This is a genomic window from Rhizobium sp. Root708 (assembly GCF_001429725.1).
Lineage (GTDB): Bacteria > Pseudomonadota > Alphaproteobacteria > Rhizobiales > Rhizobiaceae > Rhizobium.
This window is the reverse complement of record NZ_LMHV01000034.1, coordinates 111,374-129,904: the sequence shown is the minus strand read 5'-3', so window position 1 is coordinate 129,904 and position 18,531 is coordinate 111,374. Positions and strand designations below refer to the sequence as shown.

Annotated in this window: 20 protein-coding genes; 18 read left to right on the top strand and 2 right to left on the bottom strand. The window is 60.7% G+C overall.

The genetic code is table 11. The features are described from left to right. Positions 1-4: 4 nt before the first annotated feature. From ASE04_RS17650 to ASE04_RS17580, 15 genes are all read left to right on the top strand, one after another. Complete coding sequence (locus ASE04_RS17650; protein ID WP_056819624.1) at positions 5-889, top strand: VOC family protein; 885 nt, start codon at positions 5-7, stop codon at positions 887-889. Continuing rightward, a complete protein-coding gene (gene kdsA / locus ASE04_RS17645) occupies positions 886-1,728 on the top strand; it encodes a 3-deoxy-8-phosphooctulonate synthase (protein ID WP_056819621.1) in 843 nt (280 codons plus the stop codon). The genes ASE04_RS17650 and kdsA overlap by 4 nt, the downstream gene beginning before the upstream one ends. 141 nt (positions 1,729-1,869) lie before the next feature. Continuing rightward, positions 1,870-3,144 carry a phosphopyruvate hydratase gene (eno, locus tag ASE04_RS17640; protein WP_056819618.1) on the top strand — a complete coding sequence of 425 codons (1,275 nt, stop codon included), beginning with the start codon at positions 1,870-1,872 and terminating at the stop codon, positions 3,142-3,144. Positions 3,145-3,283: 139 nt separating this feature from the next. Beyond that, a complete protein-coding gene (locus ASE04_RS17635) occupies positions 3,284-3,604 on the top strand; it encodes an FtsB family cell division protein (protein WP_056819615.1) in 321 nt (106 codons plus the stop codon). Between the two features lie 146 nt (positions 3,605-3,750). Next, on the top strand, positions 3,751-4,797 hold the full coding sequence (gene pdhA, locus ASE04_RS17630; protein WP_056819613.1) for a pyruvate dehydrogenase (acetyl-transferring) E1 component subunit alpha: 1,047 nt from the start codon (positions 3,751-3,753) through the stop codon (positions 4,795-4,797). 17 nt (positions 4,798-4,814) lie between these two features. Then, on the top strand, positions 4,815-6,197 hold the full coding sequence (locus ASE04_RS17625) for a pyruvate dehydrogenase complex E1 component subunit beta (RefSeq protein ID WP_056819610.1): 1,383 nt from the start codon (positions 4,815-4,817) through the stop codon (positions 6,195-6,197). Positions 6,198-6,215: 18 nt separating this feature from the next. Beyond that, positions 6,216-7,556, top strand: coding sequence for a pyruvate dehydrogenase complex dihydrolipoamide acetyltransferase (locus ASE04_RS17620; RefSeq protein ID WP_056819607.1), 1,341 nt, complete (start codon positions 6,216-6,218; stop codon positions 7,554-7,556). Between the two features lie 19 nt (positions 7,557-7,575). Beyond that, positions 7,576-8,217, top strand: coding sequence for an SGNH/GDSL hydrolase family protein (locus ASE04_RS17615; protein ID WP_056819604.1), 642 nt, complete (start codon positions 7,576-7,578; stop codon positions 8,215-8,217). A gap of 2 nt (positions 8,218-8,219) precedes the next feature. Further along, positions 8,220-8,801 (top strand): GNAT family N-acetyltransferase, encoded by a 582-nt coding sequence (locus ASE04_RS17610; protein WP_056819601.1) that lies wholly within the window; start codon positions 8,220-8,222, stop codon positions 8,799-8,801. Between the two features lie 15 nt (positions 8,802-8,816). Next, on the top strand, positions 8,817-10,262 hold the full coding sequence (gene lpdA, locus ASE04_RS17605; RefSeq protein ID WP_056819598.1) for a dihydrolipoyl dehydrogenase: 1,446 nt from the start codon (positions 8,817-8,819) through the stop codon (positions 10,260-10,262). 76 nt (positions 10,263-10,338) lie between these two features. Further along, complete coding sequence (locus ASE04_RS17600) at positions 10,339-10,593, top strand: GlsB/YeaQ/YmgE family stress response membrane protein (RefSeq protein WP_056819595.1); 255 nt, start codon at positions 10,339-10,341, stop codon at positions 10,591-10,593. Between the two features lie 14 nt (positions 10,594-10,607). Further along, positions 10,608-10,856 carry a GlsB/YeaQ/YmgE family stress response membrane protein gene (locus ASE04_RS17595; protein WP_056819592.1) on the top strand — a complete coding sequence of 83 codons (249 nt, stop codon included), beginning with the start codon at positions 10,608-10,610 and terminating at the stop codon, positions 10,854-10,856. A gap of 40 nt (positions 10,857-10,896) precedes the next feature. Next, entirely contained in the window at positions 10,897-11,871 is a 975-nt protein-coding gene (gene lipA, locus ASE04_RS17590) for a lipoyl synthase (protein WP_056819589.1), read from the top strand. Positions 11,872-11,944: 73 nt separating this feature from the next. Beyond that, positions 11,945-12,517 (top strand): AAA family ATPase, encoded by a 573-nt coding sequence (locus tag ASE04_RS17585; RefSeq protein ID WP_056819586.1) that lies wholly within the window; start codon positions 11,945-11,947, stop codon positions 12,515-12,517. Between the two features lie 9 nt (positions 12,518-12,526). Beyond that, complete coding sequence (locus ASE04_RS17580) at positions 12,527-12,970, top strand: type II toxin-antitoxin system RatA family toxin (protein ID WP_056819583.1); 444 nt, start codon at positions 12,527-12,529, stop codon at positions 12,968-12,970. On the opposite strand, the gene ASE04_RS17575 is transcribed toward ASE04_RS17580, so the two are convergent. Together ASE04_RS17575 and ASE04_RS17570 are read right to left on the bottom strand one after the other, a co-directional pair. Further along, positions 12,961-13,461, bottom strand: coding sequence for a CinA family protein (locus ASE04_RS17575; protein ID WP_056819578.1), 501 nt, complete (start codon positions 13,459-13,461; stop codon positions 12,961-12,963). The two genes, ASE04_RS17580 and ASE04_RS17575, sit on opposite strands and share 10 nt — an antisense overlap. Before the next feature lies 1 nt (position 13,462). After that, positions 13,463-14,677, bottom strand: coding sequence for a bifunctional 2-C-methyl-D-erythritol 4-phosphate cytidylyltransferase/2-C-methyl-D-erythritol 2,4-cyclodiphosphate synthase (locus tag ASE04_RS17570; RefSeq protein WP_056819575.1), 1,215 nt, complete (start codon positions 14,675-14,677; stop codon positions 13,463-13,465). Between the two features lie 142 nt (positions 14,678-14,819). Here ASE04_RS17570 and dusB point away from each other — a divergent pair, with 142 nt between their 5' ends. From dusB to ntrC, 3 genes are read left to right on the top strand one after another with little or no spacing between them, the layout of a single operon-like run. Then, complete coding sequence (gene dusB / locus ASE04_RS17565; RefSeq protein WP_056819571.1) at positions 14,820-15,845, top strand: tRNA dihydrouridine synthase DusB; 1,026 nt, start codon at positions 14,820-14,822, stop codon at positions 15,843-15,845. Beyond that, positions 15,842-16,996, top strand: coding sequence for a two-component system sensor histidine kinase NtrB (locus ASE04_RS17560; RefSeq protein WP_056819568.1), 1,155 nt, complete (start codon positions 15,842-15,844; stop codon positions 16,994-16,996). The genes dusB and ASE04_RS17560 overlap by 4 nt, the downstream gene beginning before the upstream one ends. Continuing rightward, on the top strand, positions 16,993-18,444 hold the full coding sequence (gene ntrC, locus ASE04_RS17555) for a nitrogen regulation protein NR(I) (protein ID WP_056819565.1): 1,452 nt from the start codon (positions 16,993-16,995) through the stop codon (positions 18,442-18,444). The genes ASE04_RS17560 and ntrC overlap by 4 nt, the downstream gene beginning before the upstream one ends. Positions 18,445-18,531 lie beyond the last annotated feature (87 nt).

The following is an 18,531-nucleotide window of genomic DNA, read 5'->3' as shown; positions in this document are numbered from 1 at the left end:
GCCTGTGAGTGAAGCCCATCCTCTCGATCACATCGTCCTGCCGGTGGCCAATATCGATCTCGCCCGTGAACGCCTTGGTAAACTTGGTTTTACCGTGGCGGCGGATGCCAGCCATCCGTTCGGGACGGAAAACGCCTGCGTTTTCTTCGCCGACAAAACATATCTCGAACCACTCGGTATTGGGGATACCGATATTTACGAGACCTCGCTGAAGAAGGGGAATGTCTTCACGTCTCGTGATCGCGCATTCCGTTTTCGCTGCGGCGATGAGGGCATGTCCGCTGTCGTTCTCGGTACGCCCGATGCGGACCGCGATCATGCCCGGTTTCTCGCCGACAAGATCAGCGGCGGCGACATGCTCCAGTTCTCTCGTCCGATGAAGATGCCGGATGGTACCGAAACGACTGCTGCCTTCCGCCTTGCCTTTGCCGCCGATTTGCGGGCGCCGGATTTCTTCCTGTTTACCTGCCAGCGGGTGAACCCCTTGCCCGCCGACCGCAAGACGTTGGAAACGCACGGTAACGGTGTCACAGGCATTGCCGATATTGTGTTGACGGCGCCCGATCCGAAGGCGTTTTCGCTCTTCATGCGACATGTGTCGGGCTGCGGCGCCGCGCGCGAAGACGCGTTCGGGATCAGTGTGATGGCGCCGAGCGCTCGGGTTTGCATTCTTTCGCCGGATGGGCTCGACGCCTATTTCGATCTTGATGCTCCCGCCGCCGATCGGGGCCTGCGGGGCGTTGCGGTCGTCTTCACGGTTGGCGATCTCGCCGTGACAGAAGCGCATTTGGCTGCTAACGGGATGACCTACACGCGCAAGAACAATCGAATTCTGGTGAAGGCTGCGCCCGGGCAGGGCGCGCTCTTCGCCTTCGAGGAGAAACGATGAGCCAGACAAATTCCGAAGTCGTGGTTGGCGAAGGCGCCGGCCACGTCTCCTTTTCCAATGCCGGCAAGCTATCCCTGATCGCTGGGCCTTGCCAGATGGAAAGCCGCGAGCATGCGTTCATGATCGCCGGCGTGCTGAAGGAACTCTGCGACAAGCTCGGCATCGGCCTCGTCTACAAGTCGTCCTTCGACAAGGCGAACCGCACGTCGCTCTCCGCCCAGCGCGGCATCGGCCTGGAGACTGCGCTTGAAGTCTTCGCCGATCTCAAGAAGGAATACGGCTTTCCCGTTTTGACTGACATTCACACCGAAGAGCAGTGTGCCGAGGTGGCGACTGTCGTCGACATCCTGCAGATTCCGGCCTTCCTCAGCCGTCAAACCGACCTGTTGGTCGCTGCCGCCAAGACCGGCCGCACCATCAACGTCAAGAAGGGCCAGTTCCTGGCTCCCTGGGACATGAAGAACGTGCTTGCCAAGCTCAACGACAGCGGCAACCCGAACATCCTGCTTTGCGAGCGCGGCGCCTCCTTCGGCTATAACACGCTGGTATCGGATATGCGTTCGCTGCCGATCATGGCGGGCCTTGGCGCTCCTGTAGTGTTCGATGCCACCCATTCGGTGCAGCAGCCGGGCGGGCAGGGCGGGTCGAGCGGTGGTCAGCGCGAATACGTCGAGACGCTGGCGCGCGCGGCCGTTGCCGTCGGCGTCGCCGGTGTGTTCGTCGAGACGCACGAAGATCCTGACAACGCGCCGTCCGACGGTCCGAACATGGTCTATCTCAAGGATATGCCGAGGCTTCTCGAAAAGCTCCTGGCCTTCGACGCGATCGCGAAAGGCTGACGTTCAAAAGACTGACATGTTCGTGTAATAGGCCACGCACTCATATCGCTGCGAAGCAAGCGCAAAGCGCCATTGTAATTTGCGCATCTTCGACTAAGACGGATTTCAAACGATTTATCCACCCTCAAGCAGGAAAAGCCGATGACCGCAATTACCGACATTATCGCCCGCGAGATTCTCGACAGCCGTGGCAACCCCACCGTCGAAGTCGATGTCTATCTGGAAGATGGCAGCATGGGCCGCGCGGCGGTTCCGTCGGGCGCGTCGACAGGCGCGCATGAAGCCGTCGAACTCCGCGACGGTGGCAAGCGCTACCTCGGCAAGGGTGTCGAAAAGGCTGTCGAAGCCGCCAACACGGAAATCTTCGACGCCATCGGCGGCATCGATGCTGAAAACCAGATCCAGATCGACAACATCATGATCGAATTGGACGGCACGCCGAACAAGTCGCGCCTCGGCGCCAACGCCATCCTCGGCGTATCGCTTGCTGTTGCCAAGGCTGCCGCCCAGGCTGCCGGCCTGCCGCTCTACCGCTACGTCGGTGGCGCTTCCGCTCACCTGCTGCCGGTCCCGATGATGAACATTATCAACGGCGGCGCGCACGCCGATAACCCGATCGACTTCCAGGAATTCATGATCCTGCCGGTTGGGGCTGATTCCATCCGCGAAGCCGTTCGCATGGGCTCGGAAGTTTTCCACGTCCTTAAGAAGGAACTGTCGGCTCAGGGTCACAACACCAACGTCGGCGACGAAGGCGGTTTCGCACCCGGCCTGAAGAGCGCCCCTGAAGCCCTCGACTTCATCATGAAGTCGATCGAGAAAGCCGGCTACAAGCCCGGCGAAGACATCCACCTCGGCCTCGACTGCGCCTCGACCGAATTCTTCAAGGACGGCAAGTACGTTCTCGAAGGCGAAGGCCGCACGCTGGAGCCGGGCGCCATGGCTGAATATCTGGCGCAGCTCGCTGCCCAGTACCCGATCATCTCGATCGAAGACGGCATGGCTGAAGACGATTGGGATGGCTGGAAGGCTCTCACCGATCTGGCCGGCAAGAAGGTTCAGCTGGTCGGCGACGATCTCTTCGTCACCAACTCGGCTCGCCTGCGCGATGGTATCAAGATGGGTGTCGCCAACTCGATCCTCATCAAGGTCAACCAGATCGGCTCGCTGACGGAAACGCTTGATGCCGTCAACACTGCGCACAAGGCAGCCTACACCGCCGTCATGTCGCACCGTTCGGGTGAAACCGAAGATTCGACGATCGCCGATCTCGCTGTCGCGACCAACTGCGGTCAGATCAAGACCGGCTCGTTGTCGCGCTCGGATCGTCTTGCCAAGTACAACCAGCTGATCCGCATCGAGGAGGGCCTCGGCCCGCAGGCCCAGTACGCCGGCCGCTCCATCCTTCGCGGCTAATCGCGCCTGATTTCAACGCTTGGACCCGCGTCTTTTGAAGGCGCGGGTTTTTTGTGCCTGATTTTTCATAGTCAACGGACAGTTAATCTCTACCCGCTACTCTTGCATGCATCGAGGTAATGCGTTCGAGCGTGCGTTTATGTGGACAAAGCATCACAAGAAGAAAAAGATCGGTCGTTTCGTGGTTCCAGCCATGACGGTCGCCTTTCTTTCCTACTTCGGCTATCATTGCATTCATGGCGATTACGGTCTGCGGGCAACCGAAGGGTTCGAGCGCCAGCGGATTGCGCGTGAAAGGGAGTTGGCGGTTCTGAAAGGCAAGCGCGAGCATCTTGAAAAGCAGGTTGCGTTGCTGAGCGACGGTTCGATGGACAGGGATATGCTGGACGAAAAAGCGCGTCTTCAGCTCAATGTTTCTCGTCCCGATGAAGTCGTCATATTCAATCACTATTCAAATTAACCGAAATTCAGTTAATCGAAATAATCGTATATTTATCAGTGACTTAACGCCGAATACGAGCCATGCATTTATGGCATTGCTGTGGCGAAATTTCTTCCCTATGGTACGCGCCACCTAAGAACCGATAAACCCATAGGGAGGGTTGAATGGCGCCGCGAAAAAACGCGACCGTTTCCAGCCGCAAGACCAGCGCGAAACCAGCAGCTAAGGCATCGAATGGCGGCCCCGTCGCCGATTTCGATCGCGACGAGGAGCTGAAGGCCTATCGCGAGATGCTGCTTATCCGCCGCTTCGAGGAGAAGGCCGGCCAGCTTTACGGCATGGGTTTCATCGGTGGTTTCTGTCACCTCTACATTGGCCAGGAAGCTGTCGTCGTCGGCATGCAGATGGCGCAGAAGGAAGGCGACCAGGTCATCACCGCTTACCGCGACCACGGTCACATGCTGGCAACCGGCATGAGCGCCCGCGGCGTCATGGCCGAGCTGACCGGCCGCATTGACGGCTACTCGCGTGGCAAGGGCGGCTCGATGCACATGTTCTCCAAGGAGAAGCATTTCTACGGCGGTCACGGCATCGTCGGCGCCCAGGTGTCGCTAGGCACCGGTCTTGCCTTCGCAAACCGCTACCGTGGCAATGACAGCGTCTCGATCGCCTATTTCGGCGACGGTGCTGCAAACCAGGGCCAGGTCTACGAGAGCTTCAACATGGCGGCTCTCTGGAAGCTCCCGATCATCTACATCATCGAGAACAACCGTTACGCCATGGGCRCGTCCACGGCCCGCGCCACGGCGCAGTCGAATTACTCGCTGCGCGGTTCCGGCTTCGGCATTCCCGGCGTCCAAGTCGACGGCATGGATGTTCGCGCTGTCAAGGCTGCTGCCGACGAGGCACTCGAGCATTGCCGTTCCGGCAAGGGCCCGATCATTCTCGAAATGCTGACCTATCGGTATCGCGGTCACTCCATGTCCGACCCGGCTAAGTATCGCTCCAAGGAAGAAGTGCAGAAGATGCGCTCCGAGCAGGATCCGATCGAGCAGGTCAAGGCACGCCTCATCGAAAAGGGCTGGGCCAGCGAGGACGATCTCAAGGCGGTCGACAAGGACGTTCGCGACATCGTCGCCGATAGCGCCGACTTCGCCCAGGCCGCACCGGAGCCGGATGCATCCGAGCTCTACACCGACATTCTTCTGTAATCGGGGAGGGTAGACCCATGCCAATCGATATTCTCATGCCCGCCCTCTCTCCGACGATGGAAGAAGGCACGCTGTCCAAGTGGCTCAAGCAGGAGGGCGACAAGGTCACCTCCGGCGACATCATTGCTGAAATCGAAACCGACAAGGCGACGATGGAAGTCGAAGCCGTCGACGAAGGCGTCATCGGCAAGCTTCTGGTTCCGGCTGGAACCGAAGGCGTCAAGGTGAACGCCAAGATCGCTGTTCTCCTGCAGGACGGCGAATCCGCATCCGACATCTCGGCTGCACCTGCCGCTACCGCACCGGCCGCCGCCGAAGCGCCGAAGGCTGCCGAAGCGCCAGCCGCTGCCGCCGCTCGTGTTCCGGCCGAGCCCAAGGCTCAGGTTCCGAACGATCCTGAAATCCCGGCCGGCACCGAAATGGTCTCCATGACCGTTCGCGAAGCGCTTCGCGACGCCATGGCCGAGGAAATGCGCGCCGACGACAACGTCTTCGTCATGGGCGAGGAAGTGGCCGAATACCAGGGCGCCTACAAGGTCACCCAGGGTCTGCTGCAGGAATTCGGCGCCCGCCGCGTCATCGACACCCCGATCACCGAGCACGGTTTTGCCGGCGTCGGCGTCGGTGCTGCCATGTCCGGTCTGAAGCCGATCGTCGAGTTCATGACCTTCAACTTCGCCATGCAGGCGATCGACCAGATCATCAACTCCGCTGCCAAGACGCTCTATATGTCCGGCGGCCAGATGGGCGCTCCGATCGTGTTCCGCGGCCCGAACGGCGCCGCTGCCCGCGTCGGCGCTCAGCACAGCCAGGACTACTCGGCTTGGTATAGCCAGATCCCGGGTCTCAAGGTCGTCATGCCCTACACGGCATCCGACGCCAAGGGCCTGCTCAAGGCCGCGATCCGCGATCCGAACCCGGTCGTCTTCCTCGAAAACGAAATCCTCTACGGTCAGCACTTCGATGTGCCGAAGCTGGATAATTTCGTTCTGCCGATCGGCAAGGCCCGTATCCACCGTCCGGGCAAGGATGTCACGATCGTCTCCTTCGGCATCGGCATGACCTATGCCACCAAGGCTGTCGCCGAACTCGAGAAGATCGGCATCGATGCCGAGTTGATCGACCTGCGTACGCTGCGTCCGATGGATCTTCCGACCGTAATCGAATCGGTCAAGAAGACCGGCCGCCTCGTCACCGTCGAGGAAGGCTACCCGCAGAACTCGGTCGGCACCGAAATTGCCACCCGCGTCATGCAGCAGGCCTTCGACTATCTCGACGCGCCGGTTCTTACGATCGCCGGCAAGGACGTTCCGATGCCTTACGCCGCAAACCTCGAAAAGCTTGCGCTTCCGAGTGTTGCCGAAGTCGTCGATGCCGTGAAGGCCGTTTGCTACAAGTAACAAGGGGAGGGTATTTCGATGCCTATCAACATCACGATGCCTGCCCTCTCTCCGACGATGGAAGAAGGCAACCTGGCCAAGTGGCTCGTCAAGGAAGGCGACACGGTCAAGTCAGGCGACATCATTGCGGAAATCGAAACCGACAAGGCGACGATGGAAGTCGAAGCCGTCGATGAGGGCACCGTTGCCAAGCTCGTCGTTCCGGCTGGTACGGAAGGCGTCAAGGTCAATGCCTTGATCGCCGTACTTGCTGCCGAAGGCGAAGATGTTTCCGCTGCCGCAAGCAGCGCGGTCTCTGCCGCTCCGGCGCCGAAGGCTGCCGAAGCGCCGAAGGCCGAGGCAAAGACTGAAGCCGCTCCGGCTGCGGAGGCTGCTCCGGCACCGGCTGCAGCGCCTGCTGCTGCTTCAACGGGCGGAAACCGCACCTTCTCCTCGCCGCTCGCGCGTCGTCTGGCGAAGGAAGCCGGTATCGATCTCGCAGCTGTCGCCGGCTCCGGCCCGCATGGTCGCGTCGTCAAGAGCGACGTCGAAGCCGCCGTCGCTGGTGGTGGCACCAAGGCCGCCCCGGCTGCGGCTGCACCGCAGGCCGCAGCACAGGCTCCGGCCGCTGCACCTAAGGGCGCTTCCGACGAGTCTGTTCTCAAGCTGTTCGAACAGGGCTCCTACGAACTCGTGCCGCATGACGGCATGCGCAAGATCATCGCCAAGCGCCTCGTCGAATCCAAGCAGACCGTGCCGCACTTCTACGTCACCGTCGATTGCGAACTCGATGCGCTGATGGCCCTGCGCGCGCAGCTCAACGACGCCGCACCCCGCAAGGATGGTGGCGCTGCCTACAAGATCTCCGTCAACGACATGGTCATCAAGGCCATGGCACTGGCGCTGCGCGATGTTCCGGATGCCAACGTCTCCTGGACCGAAGCCAACATGGTCAAGCACAAGCACGCCGATGTCGGCGTTGCTGTCTCGATTCCTGGCGGCCTGATCACCCCGATCGTCCGCAAGGCTGAGGAAAAGACCCTGTCGGTCATCTCCAACGAGATGCGCGACCTCGGCAAGCGTGCCAAGGATCGCAAGCTGAAGCCGGAAGAGTTCCAGGGCGGTACCACGTCGGTCTCGAACATGGGCATGATGGGCGTGAAGAACTTCGCCGCCGTCATCAATCCGCCGCATGCGACGATCCTCGCGGTCGGCGCAGGCGAGCAGCGTGTCATCGTCCGCAAGGGCGAAATGGTCATCGCCACCGTGATGAGCGTCACGCTGTCGACCGACCATCGCTGCGTCGACGGCGCGCTTGGTGCGGAACTGCTGCAGGCGTTCAAGGGCTACATCGAAAATCCGATGGGCATGCTCGTCTGAGACCGGAGCGGAGGCGGAAATGACGAAGACCGTTCTTTGCTATGGTGACTCGCTGACTTGGGGCTATGACGCCGATACGATCGGACGTCATGCCTACAAGGATCGTTGGCCAAGTGCGCTTCAGGCGGCACTTGGCAACGATGTCAGGATGATCGTTGAAGGGTTGAACGGTCGGACCACCGCTTTCGACGACCATCTCGCCGATTGCGACCGCAACGGTGCACGCATCCTGCCGACCATCCTGCAGACGCATGCGCCGCTCGATCTCGTCATTCTCCTGCTCGGCACCAACGACATGAAGAATGTCGTGGCCGGATCGGCATTCGCCGCTTGCCAGGGCATTGCGCGGCTGGTGCGCCTGATCCGCAATCATGCCTGGCCCTTCGAATTCGACGGGCCGGACATTCTGATCGTCGCGCCGCCGAAAATCCGCGAGACGGCGAATGTGCCGTTTGCGGCGTCGTTCGTCGGTGGCATCGAGGAGTCGGCGAAGCTTGCGACCCTCTATCGCGATCTCGCGGACGAGCTCGGCTGCGGCTTCTTCGACGGCAACTCGGTAGCGAAGACGACACCGGTCGATGGCATCCATCTCGACGCGGACAATACCCGCGCTCTCGGGCGCGGCATGGAATCGACTGTGCGGATGATGCTGGGGCTTTGAGGATGGGATCCTTCGTTTCGCTTCGTTCCGCGACGCGGGAAGATGCGACGGAGTTGGCTTTGCTCACGGACATCGCATCGCATGGTTTCGCCTCCTGGCTATGGCTCTCGGAGCTCGGAAACGGTGGCGGCGATACGCCGATGGAGCGAGGACGGCAGAAGCTGCGCGGCGATCAGGGGCAAGGCAACTGGAGCGACGCGGTGATTGCCGAGGCCTATGGCGAGATCGCGGGAACCGCTATCGGCTATGCTCTTGGCGAAGGCATACGGAATATCGAAGCGGATCGCCTGGCGCTGAAGCCGGTGATCGATCTGCAGAAGACGGTGGTGGGAAGCTGGTTTATCGCAACGCTCGGTGTCTATAGCCATTTGCGCGGCATCGGGATCGGTCGACGGCTTCTGGAGGATCAGATTGAGCGCGCTGAGAATGCGCCGGTCAGCTTGATCACCGCAGGGTACAACGAAGCGGCTTTGGCGCTTTACAAGAAGAATGGATTTTCGGAGGCGGCGCGCGCGGATGCCGTGGCCTTTTTCGAAAACGGCAGGAAACACGAGTGGGTGCTTCTCACCCGCGACGCCCGATAACAAAGGCAGGAAAACATGGCTGAGAATTACGACGTCATCATCATCGGCTCCGGTCCCGGCGGCTATGTGGCCGCGGTGCGCGCCAGCCAGCTCGGTCTGAAGACCGCGATCGTCGAGCGCGAGCATCTGGGCGGCATCTGCCTGAACTGGGGCTGCATCCCGACCAAGGCGCTGCTGCGTTCGGCAGAAGTGCTCGACCACGCCAATCATTTCAAGGATTTCGGCCTCGTTCTTGAAGGCACCGTCAAGCCTGACGTTACGGCAGTCGTCGCCCGCTCACGCGGCGTCTCGGCTCGCCTCAACGGCGGCGTCGGCTTCCTGATGAAGAAGAACAAGGTCGATGTGATCTGGGGCGAGGCCAAGATCACCAAGCCGGGCGAAATCGTCGTTGGCAAGTCCTCCAAGCCCGTCGTCGAGCCGCAGAACCCGGTTCCGAAGAACGTCAAGGGCGAGGGCACCTACACCGCCAAGCACATCATCATCGCGACGGGTGCCCGCCCGCGCGCGCTACCGGGCATCGAGCCGGATGGCAAGCTGATCTGGACCTATTTCGAGGCGATGAAGCCGGCAGCCCTGCCGAAGTCGCTGATCGTCATGGGCTCGGGCGCCATCGGCATCGAGTTCGCGAGCTTCTACCGCTCGATGGGCGTTGACGTCACCGTCGTCGAAGTCATGGCGACGATCATGCCGGTCGAGGACGTCGAAGTCACCGCGATCGCGCGCAAGCAGCTCGAGAAGCGCGGCATGAAGATCATCACCAGCGCCAAGATCACCAAGGTCGAGAAGGCCGCCGACAGCATCACCGCGCATGTCGAGACAGCTGACGGCAAGGTCCAGCAGATCGTCGCCGACCGCATGATCTCGGCCGTCGGCGTCCAGGGCAACATCGAAAACCTCGGCCTCGAAGCTGTCGGCGTCAAGACTGACCGCGGCTGCGTCGTCATCGACGGCTACGGCAAGACCAATATTGCAGGCATCTACGCCATCGGCGACGTCGCCGGCCCGCCGATGCTCGCCCACAAGGCCGAGCACGAAGGCGTCGTCTGCGTCGAAAAGATCGCCGGCCTGCCGAACGTTCACGCTACCGACAAGGGCAAGGTCCCGGGCTGCACCTATTGCAACCCGCAGGTCGCCTCTGTTGGTCTGACGGAAGCCAAGGCCAAGGAATCCGGTCGCGACATCCGCGTCGGCCGCTTCTCTTTTGCCGCCAACGGCAAGGCGATTGCGCTCGGTGAGGACCAGGGTCTCTGCAAGGTGATCTTCGACAAGAAGACCGGCGAACTGCTCGGCGCCCACATGGTCGGCGCTGAAGTCACCGAGCTCATCCAGGGCTTCGTGGTCGCCATGAACCTGGAAACGACCGAAGAAGAACTGATGCACACCATCTTCCCGCATCCGACGGTTTCCGAGACCATGAAGGAAGCGGTTCTGGATGCCTATGGTCGCGTCCTGAACGCTTGATAATTTTCTTTGCCGCTCTCTATGACGGATTGGATACCATCCGATCCCGGACTGGAAAAAGCGAAAGGAAATCATCATGTCTATGGGTACGCAGGCACTGCTTATCTTTCTCCTGATCGGCCTGGCGGCGGGGTTCCTCGCCAGCCTGGTCGTCGGAGGAGGCGGATTGATACGGTGCCTGCTCAGCGGCATCATCGGCGCGTTCGTCGGAGGCTTCCTCTTCAACGCGCTGGGGATCAACCTGGGCATAGACAGCGCGATCGTGGTGCAGATTATTCACGCGACGGTCGGAGCCATTATCGTGGTGTTGATCGCAAGGGCGATAGCTTGAGGGGATAGGACGGGATGGAAGGTGTGGGCTGGATTACGGCGATTATCGTCGGCGGCTTGGCGGGGTGGCTCGCGGGCATTCTGATAGGCATACGCTTCGGCGTTCTGATGAACATTGTCATCGGCATCGTGGGCGCCGTCATCGCCAGCGCGATCTTTGCCCGCGCAGACATCTATGTCGCCAGCGGTTGGCTGGGTTACCTTGTCACGGGTTTCATCGGCTCTTGTATCTTGCTATTTCTGGCAAAACTCGTCAGACGCTGACGAAAGAGGCCGCTTCCGGCGGTTTGAAGGCAGGTTATTGATGGTAACTATTCTCGACAGGATCAATCCAGACGCTGAAAAGCGCGTACGGCACCCGGAAAAGGCCCATCGGCCCGATCAGGAAGTCATGCGCAAGCCGGATTGGATCCGCGTCAAGGCGCCGAACTCCAAGGGATATGCGGAGACGCGCTCGATCGTGAAGGAGCACAAGCTCGTCACCGTCTGCGAGGAAGCCGGCTGCCCCAACATCGGCGAGTGCTGGGACAAGAAGCACGCGACCTTCATGATCATGGGTGAGATCTGTACGCGCGCCTGTGCATTCTGCAATGTCTCGACAGGCAAGCCGAATGCGCTCGATATGGCCGAGCCTGAGAACGTCGCCAAGGCCGTCAAGCAAATGGGCCTCAGCCACGTGGTCATTACGTCGGTCGACCGCGACGACCTGGAAGACGGCGGTGCCGAGCATTTCGAGAAGGTCATCTGGGCGATCCGCGCTGCGTCGCCCGCGACCACCATCGAGATCCTGACACCTGACTTCCTCAAGAAGCCCGGTGCCTTGGAGCGCGTCGTTGCGGCCAAGCCTGACGTCTTCAACCACAACATGGAAACCGTGCCGGGCAACTACCTGACCGTTCGCCCGGGCGCCCGCTATTTCCACTCCATCCGCCTGCTGCAGCGCGTGAAGGAACTGGACCCCACCATGTTCACCAAGTCGGGCATCATGGTTGGCCTCGGTGAAGAGCGCAACGAGGTGCTGCAGTTGATGGACGACCTGCGGACCGCCGACGTCGACTTCTTGACCATCGGCCAGTACCTGCAGCCGACCCGCAAGCATCACAAGGTCATGAGCTTCGTCACGCCTGACGAATTCAAGTCCTACGAGACTGTTGCCTACACCAAGGGATTCCTGATGGTGGCTTCGAGCCCGCTGACCCGTTCGTCGCACCACGCCGGCGACGATTTCGCGCGTCTGAAGGCAGCGCGCGAGAAAAAGCAACTTATCGCGGCTGAATAATCAACGAGCGCTTGCATTTTTCGAAAGCCGCGGCGATTTTCCCGCGGCTTTTTGTTTGCGGAGGCGACGAGAAATGCCGGCTTACATCGAGGATACGCGGAAAGCCGCCGGCCTGCTCAGGCAGTCCACGCGGATCATGATCATCGGCTGCTCCGGCGGCGGCAAGAGCACCTTGTCGCGAAAGATCAGCCGCAGGCTCGATCTTCCTTACTTCTCCATGGACAAGGAGTTCTTCTGGCTGCCGGGATGGGTCAAGCGCTCTAAGGAAGAAGAGCGTCGCCTGATCACCGAGGTTGTCGCCGGCGAACGTTGGCTGATGGACGGGACCGGTCCGTCGACCTTCGATCTTCGCGTCCCGCGCGTAGAGTTCGTTGTCTGGGTGCGCATGCCGCGCTGGCTCTGCCTGTGGGGTATCAGCAAGCGCGCATTCTTCCATTTCGGCAGAACGCGGCCGGACATGGCGCCCGGATGCCTGGAGCGCCTGCCTGACCGCGAGTTCCTGACGTACATCTGGACGTTCGAGAAGCGGTCTGCGCCGCTTGTAATCGCCGGGTTAGACAAGCACGCGCCTGATGTCCCCGTTTTTCAGCTGAAAAGCCGGCGGCAGGTGCACCATCTTCTTGATCTTCTCGGCGCTCCCACTTAACTGCCGGTCATGCCTCAGTTCGAAACGCATCGCCCCGTCCCGCATTCCGCCGATCAGATGTTCGACCTCGTCGCCGACGTCGAGCGCTACCCGCAATTCCTTCCGCTCTGCGAGGCGCTGAGCATTCGCAGCCGCAAGGAACGTGACGGCAAGGTTCTGCTGATCGCCGACATGACGGTCGGCTACAAGGCGATCCGCGAGACCTTCGCGACGCAGGTACTGTTGAACCGGGCGGAGCGCGTCATCGAGGTCAAGTATATCGACGGGCCGTTCCGCTATCTCGATAATCGCTGGCGTTTCGAGGACACGGCGACAGGCTCCAACGTTCACTTTTTCATCGACTACGAGTTCAAGAGCCGCATCCTGGGCGCGGTCATGGGCTCGATGTTCGATCGCGCCTTCCGCATGTTCTCGGAAGCCTTCGAAACGCGGGCGACGAAAATCTACGGCTGAGCCAGTTCCCGGATCATGCCGAGCGCGGTTCTAATCGTTGCAAGCCGCACTTCAGCGCGACCGATATCGCCATAGAGCATCTTCCGATGAATAAGCCCACCCGCGCGAGACTTCGCGGCGAGGTGGACGAGGCCGACCGGCTTTTCCGCCGATCCACCGCCAGGCCCTGCGATACCGGTGACGGCGACCGCGACGGCCGCGCGGGAGCGGAAGAGGGCGCCATGCACCATCTGTCGCGCCGTCTCTTCCGAGACTGCGCCGAACCGGATCAGCGTTTCCTCCTGCACGCCAAGCATCTCCATCTTGGCGGTGTTCGTGTAGGTCACGAAACCTCGGTCAACGACCGCAGACGATCCTGAAATTTCGGTCAACGCGCCGGCAATCAGCCCGCCGGTACAGGATTCCGCCGTCGAGACCATCACGCCTGCGGCTGCGAAGTCGCGAATGATCGCCTCTGCCTGCGCGATGATGTCGTCGGGGAAGATGCTCATCTCAGAAGCTCCGATAAACGACCGTTGCGGTGGCGATCGCCGCGATACCTTCGCGCCGACCGACGAAGCCGATCGTCTCGTTCGTCGTTGCCTTCACCGAGCAGCGGTCGATGGTGATGCCGAGAAACTCCGACAGCTTGGCGCGCATCTCGTCGCGATGCGGCCCGACCTTCGGCGCCTCGGCGATCAGCGATACGTCGGCATTCATGATCGTGCCGCCGCGGTCGCGTACGATCTTTGCCGCATGCTCGATGAAGATGCGTGACGGCGCGCCCTTCCACTGCGGATCCGATGGCGGAAAATGATCGCCGATGTCGCCTGCGCCGCAGGTCGCAAGCAGCGCGTCCGTCAATGCGTGCAGGGCCACGTCCGCGTCGGAGTGACCTTTCAGCTGCTGGTCGTGCGGAATGAAGACGCCGCAGAGCGTCACGCCGTCGCCAGGTTCGAGCTGGTGGACGTCGTAACCGTTGCCGGTGCGCACATCCGGAAGGGCGGTGATGGAAAGTCGTTCGTCAGCCATTGCAATGTCACGCTTCACTGTGAGTTTCACATTGTCGACGCTGCCGTCGACGATTCTGACCGGAATTCCGGCCCACTCCGCGATTGCGGCGTCATCGGTAAAGTCCGTCTTCCCCGCCGCTGCCGCGTCTTCGTGGGCTGCGAGGATCGTACCGTACTTGAAGGACTGGGGTGTCTGCGCCGCGTAAAGTCGTGTTCGCGGAACGGTGTCAACGACGGTGCCGTTCTCGTCCGACCGCTTCAACGTATCCGCAACAGGAATCGCCGGTAGCACGGCAGGTGTCCCGGCCGAAAGCGCCTCTGCAATCCGCTCTAGCAAAGCGAGGTCAACGAACGGCCTGACGGCATCGTGGATGAGAACGTCGGTCACATCCTTGTCCTTCAGGGCACGCAAGCCCGCCAGCACCGACTGCTGGCGGGTCGCCCCGCCATGAACAGTAGAGATAGCCGACCCGTCCTTCACAAAGTCCAAGGAGTTTGCGAACAGAATCTCGTCGTCGGGATGAATGACCACCACGATGTGGGTGGTCGAAGGCCAGCGCCGGAATACGTCGAGCGTATGAGCGATGACCGGCCTTCCGCCAATCGAACGATATTGTTTGGGGCCCTCAGCGGACGCGCCTGCACGCTCGCCACGGCCGGCGGCAACCACGACAATGCCCGCCGATATCGGTTGCTTTTGATGCATTTGCGGCATAAATCCCCAGAAAAATGGAATGCTTTGCAAAGGTGCTCTAACGGCTTGGCGCACCGATTTCCAGCATCTGCCCGAAAAATGTCAATTCGAGCGCACCCCTCTTGGCAAGCCTCTCAAACCTGTCTAAAAATAATGCACCCACTTGGCGTGCCTGAAAGATAATCAATTGTCTGACATAGACCTCGCATCCCCTCTGCGGATCGGAAATGTAGGTATTCGTAATCGCGTCGTCCTGGCACCCATGTCCGGCGTTACGGATATGCCATTCCGCCAGCTGGCGTGGCGCTACGGTGCCGGCCTCGTCGTGACCGAGATGGTGGCAAGTCGCGAACTCGTCAACAGCACGTCGGAATCATGGGCGCGGCTGGAGGCTGCAGGTTTTCGGCCTCACATGGTCCAGCTTGCCGGGCGCGAGGCGCATTGGATGGCGGAGGCGGCAAAGATCGCTGCCGATCATGGCGCGGATATCATCGACATCAACATGGGATGCCCGGCTAAAAAGGTCATCGGCGGCTATTCCGGCTCGGCCTTGATGCGTGACCCCGACCATGCGCTTCAGCTGATCGAAGCGACCGTAAAGGCGGTCGACGTGCCGGTGACGCTGAAGATGCGGCTGGGCTGGGACGAGAACTCGATGAATGCGCCTGATATCGCCAAGCGTGCCGAAGACGCCGGCGTTCAGCTGATCACCATCCATGGTCGGACACGTATGCAGTTTTATGAGGGGCGTGCCGATTGGGACGCGATCCGTGCCGTTCGAGACGTTACTTCCGTGCCGCTCGTTGCCAATGGCGACGTCGAAACCGTGCAGGACGCGCAGGAAATATTGCGCCGCTCGGGAGCGGACGCGGTGATGATCGGACGCGGCAGCCAGGGGCGTGCCTGGCACGTCGGCGCCATCGCGGGCGCGAAACCGCCGGCAGCGGCCGACATTCCCGCGATCGTCATCGAGCATTACCGGATGATGATCGAGTTCTACGGCGAAGCGGTTGCCGTCAGGCACGCACGCAAGCATCTCGGCTGGTACCTAGACCGATTTGCGCCGGGGCTGCCTGGGGATGAGAAGGCGGCGATCATGACCGCGCGCGACCAGAAAGAGGTCATTGGCCGTCTGGAACATGCCTTCGCACGCACGGCATCGAACACAAGAACGCAGGAGGCTGCATGACGTCCGATGTGCCGTTCTCTGCCGATCAGGGCAGCGGTTCCGTTGCCATGGCCGTGCTAAACGCCATTCAGAACCCCGTGGTGATGGTCAACGAGGCAGGCCTTGTTTCCTTTGCGAACTGGGAAGCGGAGGCCTTCTTCGGCGCCAGCGCTTCGCATCTTGCCCGCTACAAGATTTCAACCTTCATTCCGTTCGGAAGCCCGCTTCTTGCGTTGATCGACCAGGTCCGCGAGCGTCGTGCGCCGATCAGCGAGTATCGCGTCGACCTCAGTTCGCCGCGCCTGGGGCAGGACAAGCTGGTCGACATCTACGTCGCGCCTGTTATCAGCGAGCCAGGCTGCGTGGTGATCGTCTTCCAGGAGCGCTCGATGGCCGACAAGATCGACCGTCAGCTGACGCATCGTGCGGCTGCTCGTTCGGTAACCGGGCTTGCCTCCATGCTTGCGCACGAAATCAAGAACCCGCTGTCAGGCATTCGCGGCGCGGCCCAGCTTCTCGAGCAGTCGGCGGCCGATGACGACCGGGCGCTCACACGGTTGATCTGCGACGAAACCGACAGAATTGTTTCGCTGGTCGACCGGATGGAAGTTTTCTCGGACGAGCGCCCCGTCGACCGGTTGCCGGTAAACATTCATTCGGTACTCGATCATGTGAAAGCTGTGGCAAGGGCTGGGTTTGCCCGTCATTTGCGCATCACAGAAAACTACGATCCTTCGCTGCCCTCCGTTTATGCGAATCGCGATCAGCTCGTCCAAGTGTTTCTCAATCTCGTCAAGAACGCCGCAGAAGCGATCGGCGACCGGCCGGACGGTGAGATCGTCCTGACGACGGCTTATCGTCCAGGCATACGTCTCTCGGTAGCAGGCACGCGCGAGAAGATCTCGTTGCCGCTGGAATTCTGCGTGCAGGACAACGGCCCGGGTGTTCCGTCCGATCTTCTGCCGCACCTGTTCGATCCATTTATTACCACGAAGACCAACGGCAGCGGTCTGGGCCTCGCCCTTGTCGCCAAGATCATTGGTGACCATGGCGGCATTATCGAGTGCGACAGCCAGAACAACCGCACGACGTTCCGTGTTCTCATGCCTGCTTCCAAAGATGCGTCGTTTGAAGACGCAACAATCAAAACTCCCACAGGACCTTCTAGATGACAGCAACGATCCTCGTCGCAGATGATGATGCGGCAATTCGTACCGTGCTTAATCAGGCCTTGAGCCGTGCCGGCTATGACGTACGCATTACTTCGAATGCAGCGACGCTGTGGCGTTGGGTGTCGGCGGGCGAGGGCGACCTCGTCGTCACCGATGTCGTGATGCCTGATGAAAATGCTTTCGATCTCTTGCCGCGCATCAAGAAGGCGAGGCCGGATCTGCCGGTGCTGGTGATGAGCGCGCAGAACACGTTCATGACGGCGATCAAGGCCTCGGAAAAAGGCGCTTATGACTATCTCCCCAAGCCGTTCGACCTGACGGAGCTGATCGGCATCATCGGCCGGGCGCTGGCTGAGCCAAAGCGCAAGCCGGCGAAGCTTGATGAAGACATGCAGGATGGCATGCCACTGGTCGGTCGCTCTGCCGCCATGCAGGAAATCTATCGCGTTCTTGCGCGCCTCATGCAGACCGACCTGACGCTGATGATTACCGGCGAGTCCGGTACCGGCAAGGAGCTGGTTGCGCGCGCACTCCATGATTACGGCAAGCGGCGCAATGGCCCGTTCGTTGCCATCAACATGGCGGCAATTCCGCGCGATCTGATCGAGTCGGAGCTTTTCGGCCATGAGAAGGGCGCCTTTACCGGCGCGCAGACGCGCTCGACGGGTCGCTTCGAGCAGGCCGAGGGCGGCACATTGTTCCTGGACGAAATCGGCGACATGCCGATGGACGCCCAGACACGCCTTCTGCGCGTTCTGCAGCAGGGCGAATACACGACCGTCGGCGGTCGCACGCCGATCCGTACCGATGTCCGCATCGTTGCCGCCACCAACAAGGATCTGAAGCAGGCCATCAACCAGGGGCTATTCCGCGAGGATCTCTATTACCGCCTCAACGTAGTGCCCCTTCGCTTGCCGCCTCTTCGCGACCGCGCCGAGGATATTCCGGACCTCGTCCGCCACTTCATCCAGCAGGCGGAAAAAGAAGGGTTGGGCTCGAAGCGTTTCGATCAGGAAGCGCTGGATCTCATGAAGGCATATGCTTGGCCGGGTAACGTTCGCGAGCTTGAGAACCTTATTCGTCGTTTGATGGCACTTTATCCACAGGACGTCATCTCCCGCGAAATCATCGAGGCGGAACTTCGCTCCGACGTGCCCGACAGCCCCATCGAGAAGGGCCCGATCCCGAACGGCAACATGACCATCTCCCAGGCGGTGGAAGAGAACATGCGAACTTATTTCGCAGGCTTCGGCGAGAATTTGCCGCCTCCCGGCCTTTATGAACGAGTTCTCACGGAAATGGAGTATCCGCTGATTCTGGCTGCGCTGACCGCGACGCGTGGCAACCAGATCAAGGCTGCCGATCTGCTCGGTCTAAATCGCAATACGCTGCGAAAGAAGATCCGGGAGCTTGGCGTTTCCGTCTACAGAAGCTCCCGTGGCGCTTGACAATGTGACAAGCTGCGTTGCATTTTCGCCACATTGCGTTGCTTATAAGTCACGCAAGGGGTTGCGTTCCTGCGACTAGTCCGGCCT

What these genes read in the sequence shown, in the direction of transcription:
- ASE04_RS17580 (WP_056819583.1), top strand. Translation starts at nt 12,527, where the DNA reads ATGCCTCAGTTCGAAACGCATCGCCCCGTCCCGCATTCCGCCGATCAG.
- ntrC (WP_056819565.1), top strand. Translation starts at nt 16,993, where the DNA reads ATGACAGCAACGATCCTCGTCGCAGATGATGATGCGGCAATTCGTACC.
- ASE04_RS17560 (WP_056819568.1), top strand. Translation starts at nt 15,842, where the DNA reads ATGACGTCCGATGTGCCGTTCTCTGCCGATCAGGGCAGCGGTTCCGTT.
- ASE04_RS17635 (WP_056819615.1), top strand. Translation starts at nt 3,284, where the DNA reads ATGTGGACAAAGCATCACAAGAAGAAAAAGATCGGTCGTTTCGTGGTT.
- ASE04_RS17585 (WP_056819586.1), top strand. Translation starts at nt 11,945, where the DNA reads ATGCCGGCTTACATCGAGGATACGCGGAAAGCCGCCGGCCTGCTCAGG.
- ASE04_RS17595 (WP_056819592.1), top strand. Translation starts at nt 10,608, where the DNA reads ATGGAAGGTGTGGGCTGGATTACGGCGATTATCGTCGGCGGCTTGGCG.
- eno (WP_056819618.1), top strand. Translation starts at nt 1,870, where the DNA reads ATGACCGCAATTACCGACATTATCGCCCGCGAGATTCTCGACAGCCGT.
- ASE04_RS17615 (WP_056819604.1), top strand. Translation starts at nt 7,576, where the DNA reads ATGACGAAGACCGTTCTTTGCTATGGTGACTCGCTGACTTGGGGCTAT.
- lipA (WP_056819589.1), top strand. Translation starts at nt 10,897, where the DNA reads ATGGTAACTATTCTCGACAGGATCAATCCAGACGCTGAAAAGCGCGTA.
- ASE04_RS17610 (WP_056819601.1), top strand. Translation starts at nt 8,220, where the DNA reads ATGGGATCCTTCGTTTCGCTTCGTTCCGCGACGCGGGAAGATGCGACG.
- lpdA (WP_056819598.1), top strand. Translation starts at nt 8,817, where the DNA reads ATGGCTGAGAATTACGACGTCATCATCATCGGCTCCGGTCCCGGCGGC.
- ASE04_RS17600 (WP_056819595.1), top strand. Translation starts at nt 10,339, where the DNA reads ATGTCTATGGGTACGCAGGCACTGCTTATCTTTCTCCTGATCGGCCTG.
- ASE04_RS17570 (WP_056819575.1), bottom strand. Translation starts at nt 14,677, where the DNA reads ATGCCGCAAATGCATCAAAAGCAACCGATATCGGCGGGCATTGTCGTG.
- ASE04_RS17620 (WP_056819607.1), top strand. Translation starts at nt 6,216, where the DNA reads ATGCCTATCAACATCACGATGCCTGCCCTCTCTCCGACGATGGAAGAA.
- ASE04_RS17625 (WP_056819610.1), top strand. Translation starts at nt 4,815, where the DNA reads ATGCCAATCGATATTCTCATGCCCGCCCTCTCTCCGACGATGGAAGAA.
- ASE04_RS17575 (WP_056819578.1), bottom strand. Translation starts at nt 13,461, where the DNA reads ATGAGCATCTTCCCCGACGACATCATCGCGCAGGCAGAGGCGATCATT.
- kdsA (WP_056819621.1), top strand. Translation starts at nt 886, where the DNA reads ATGAGCCAGACAAATTCCGAAGTCGTGGTTGGCGAAGGCGCCGGCCAC.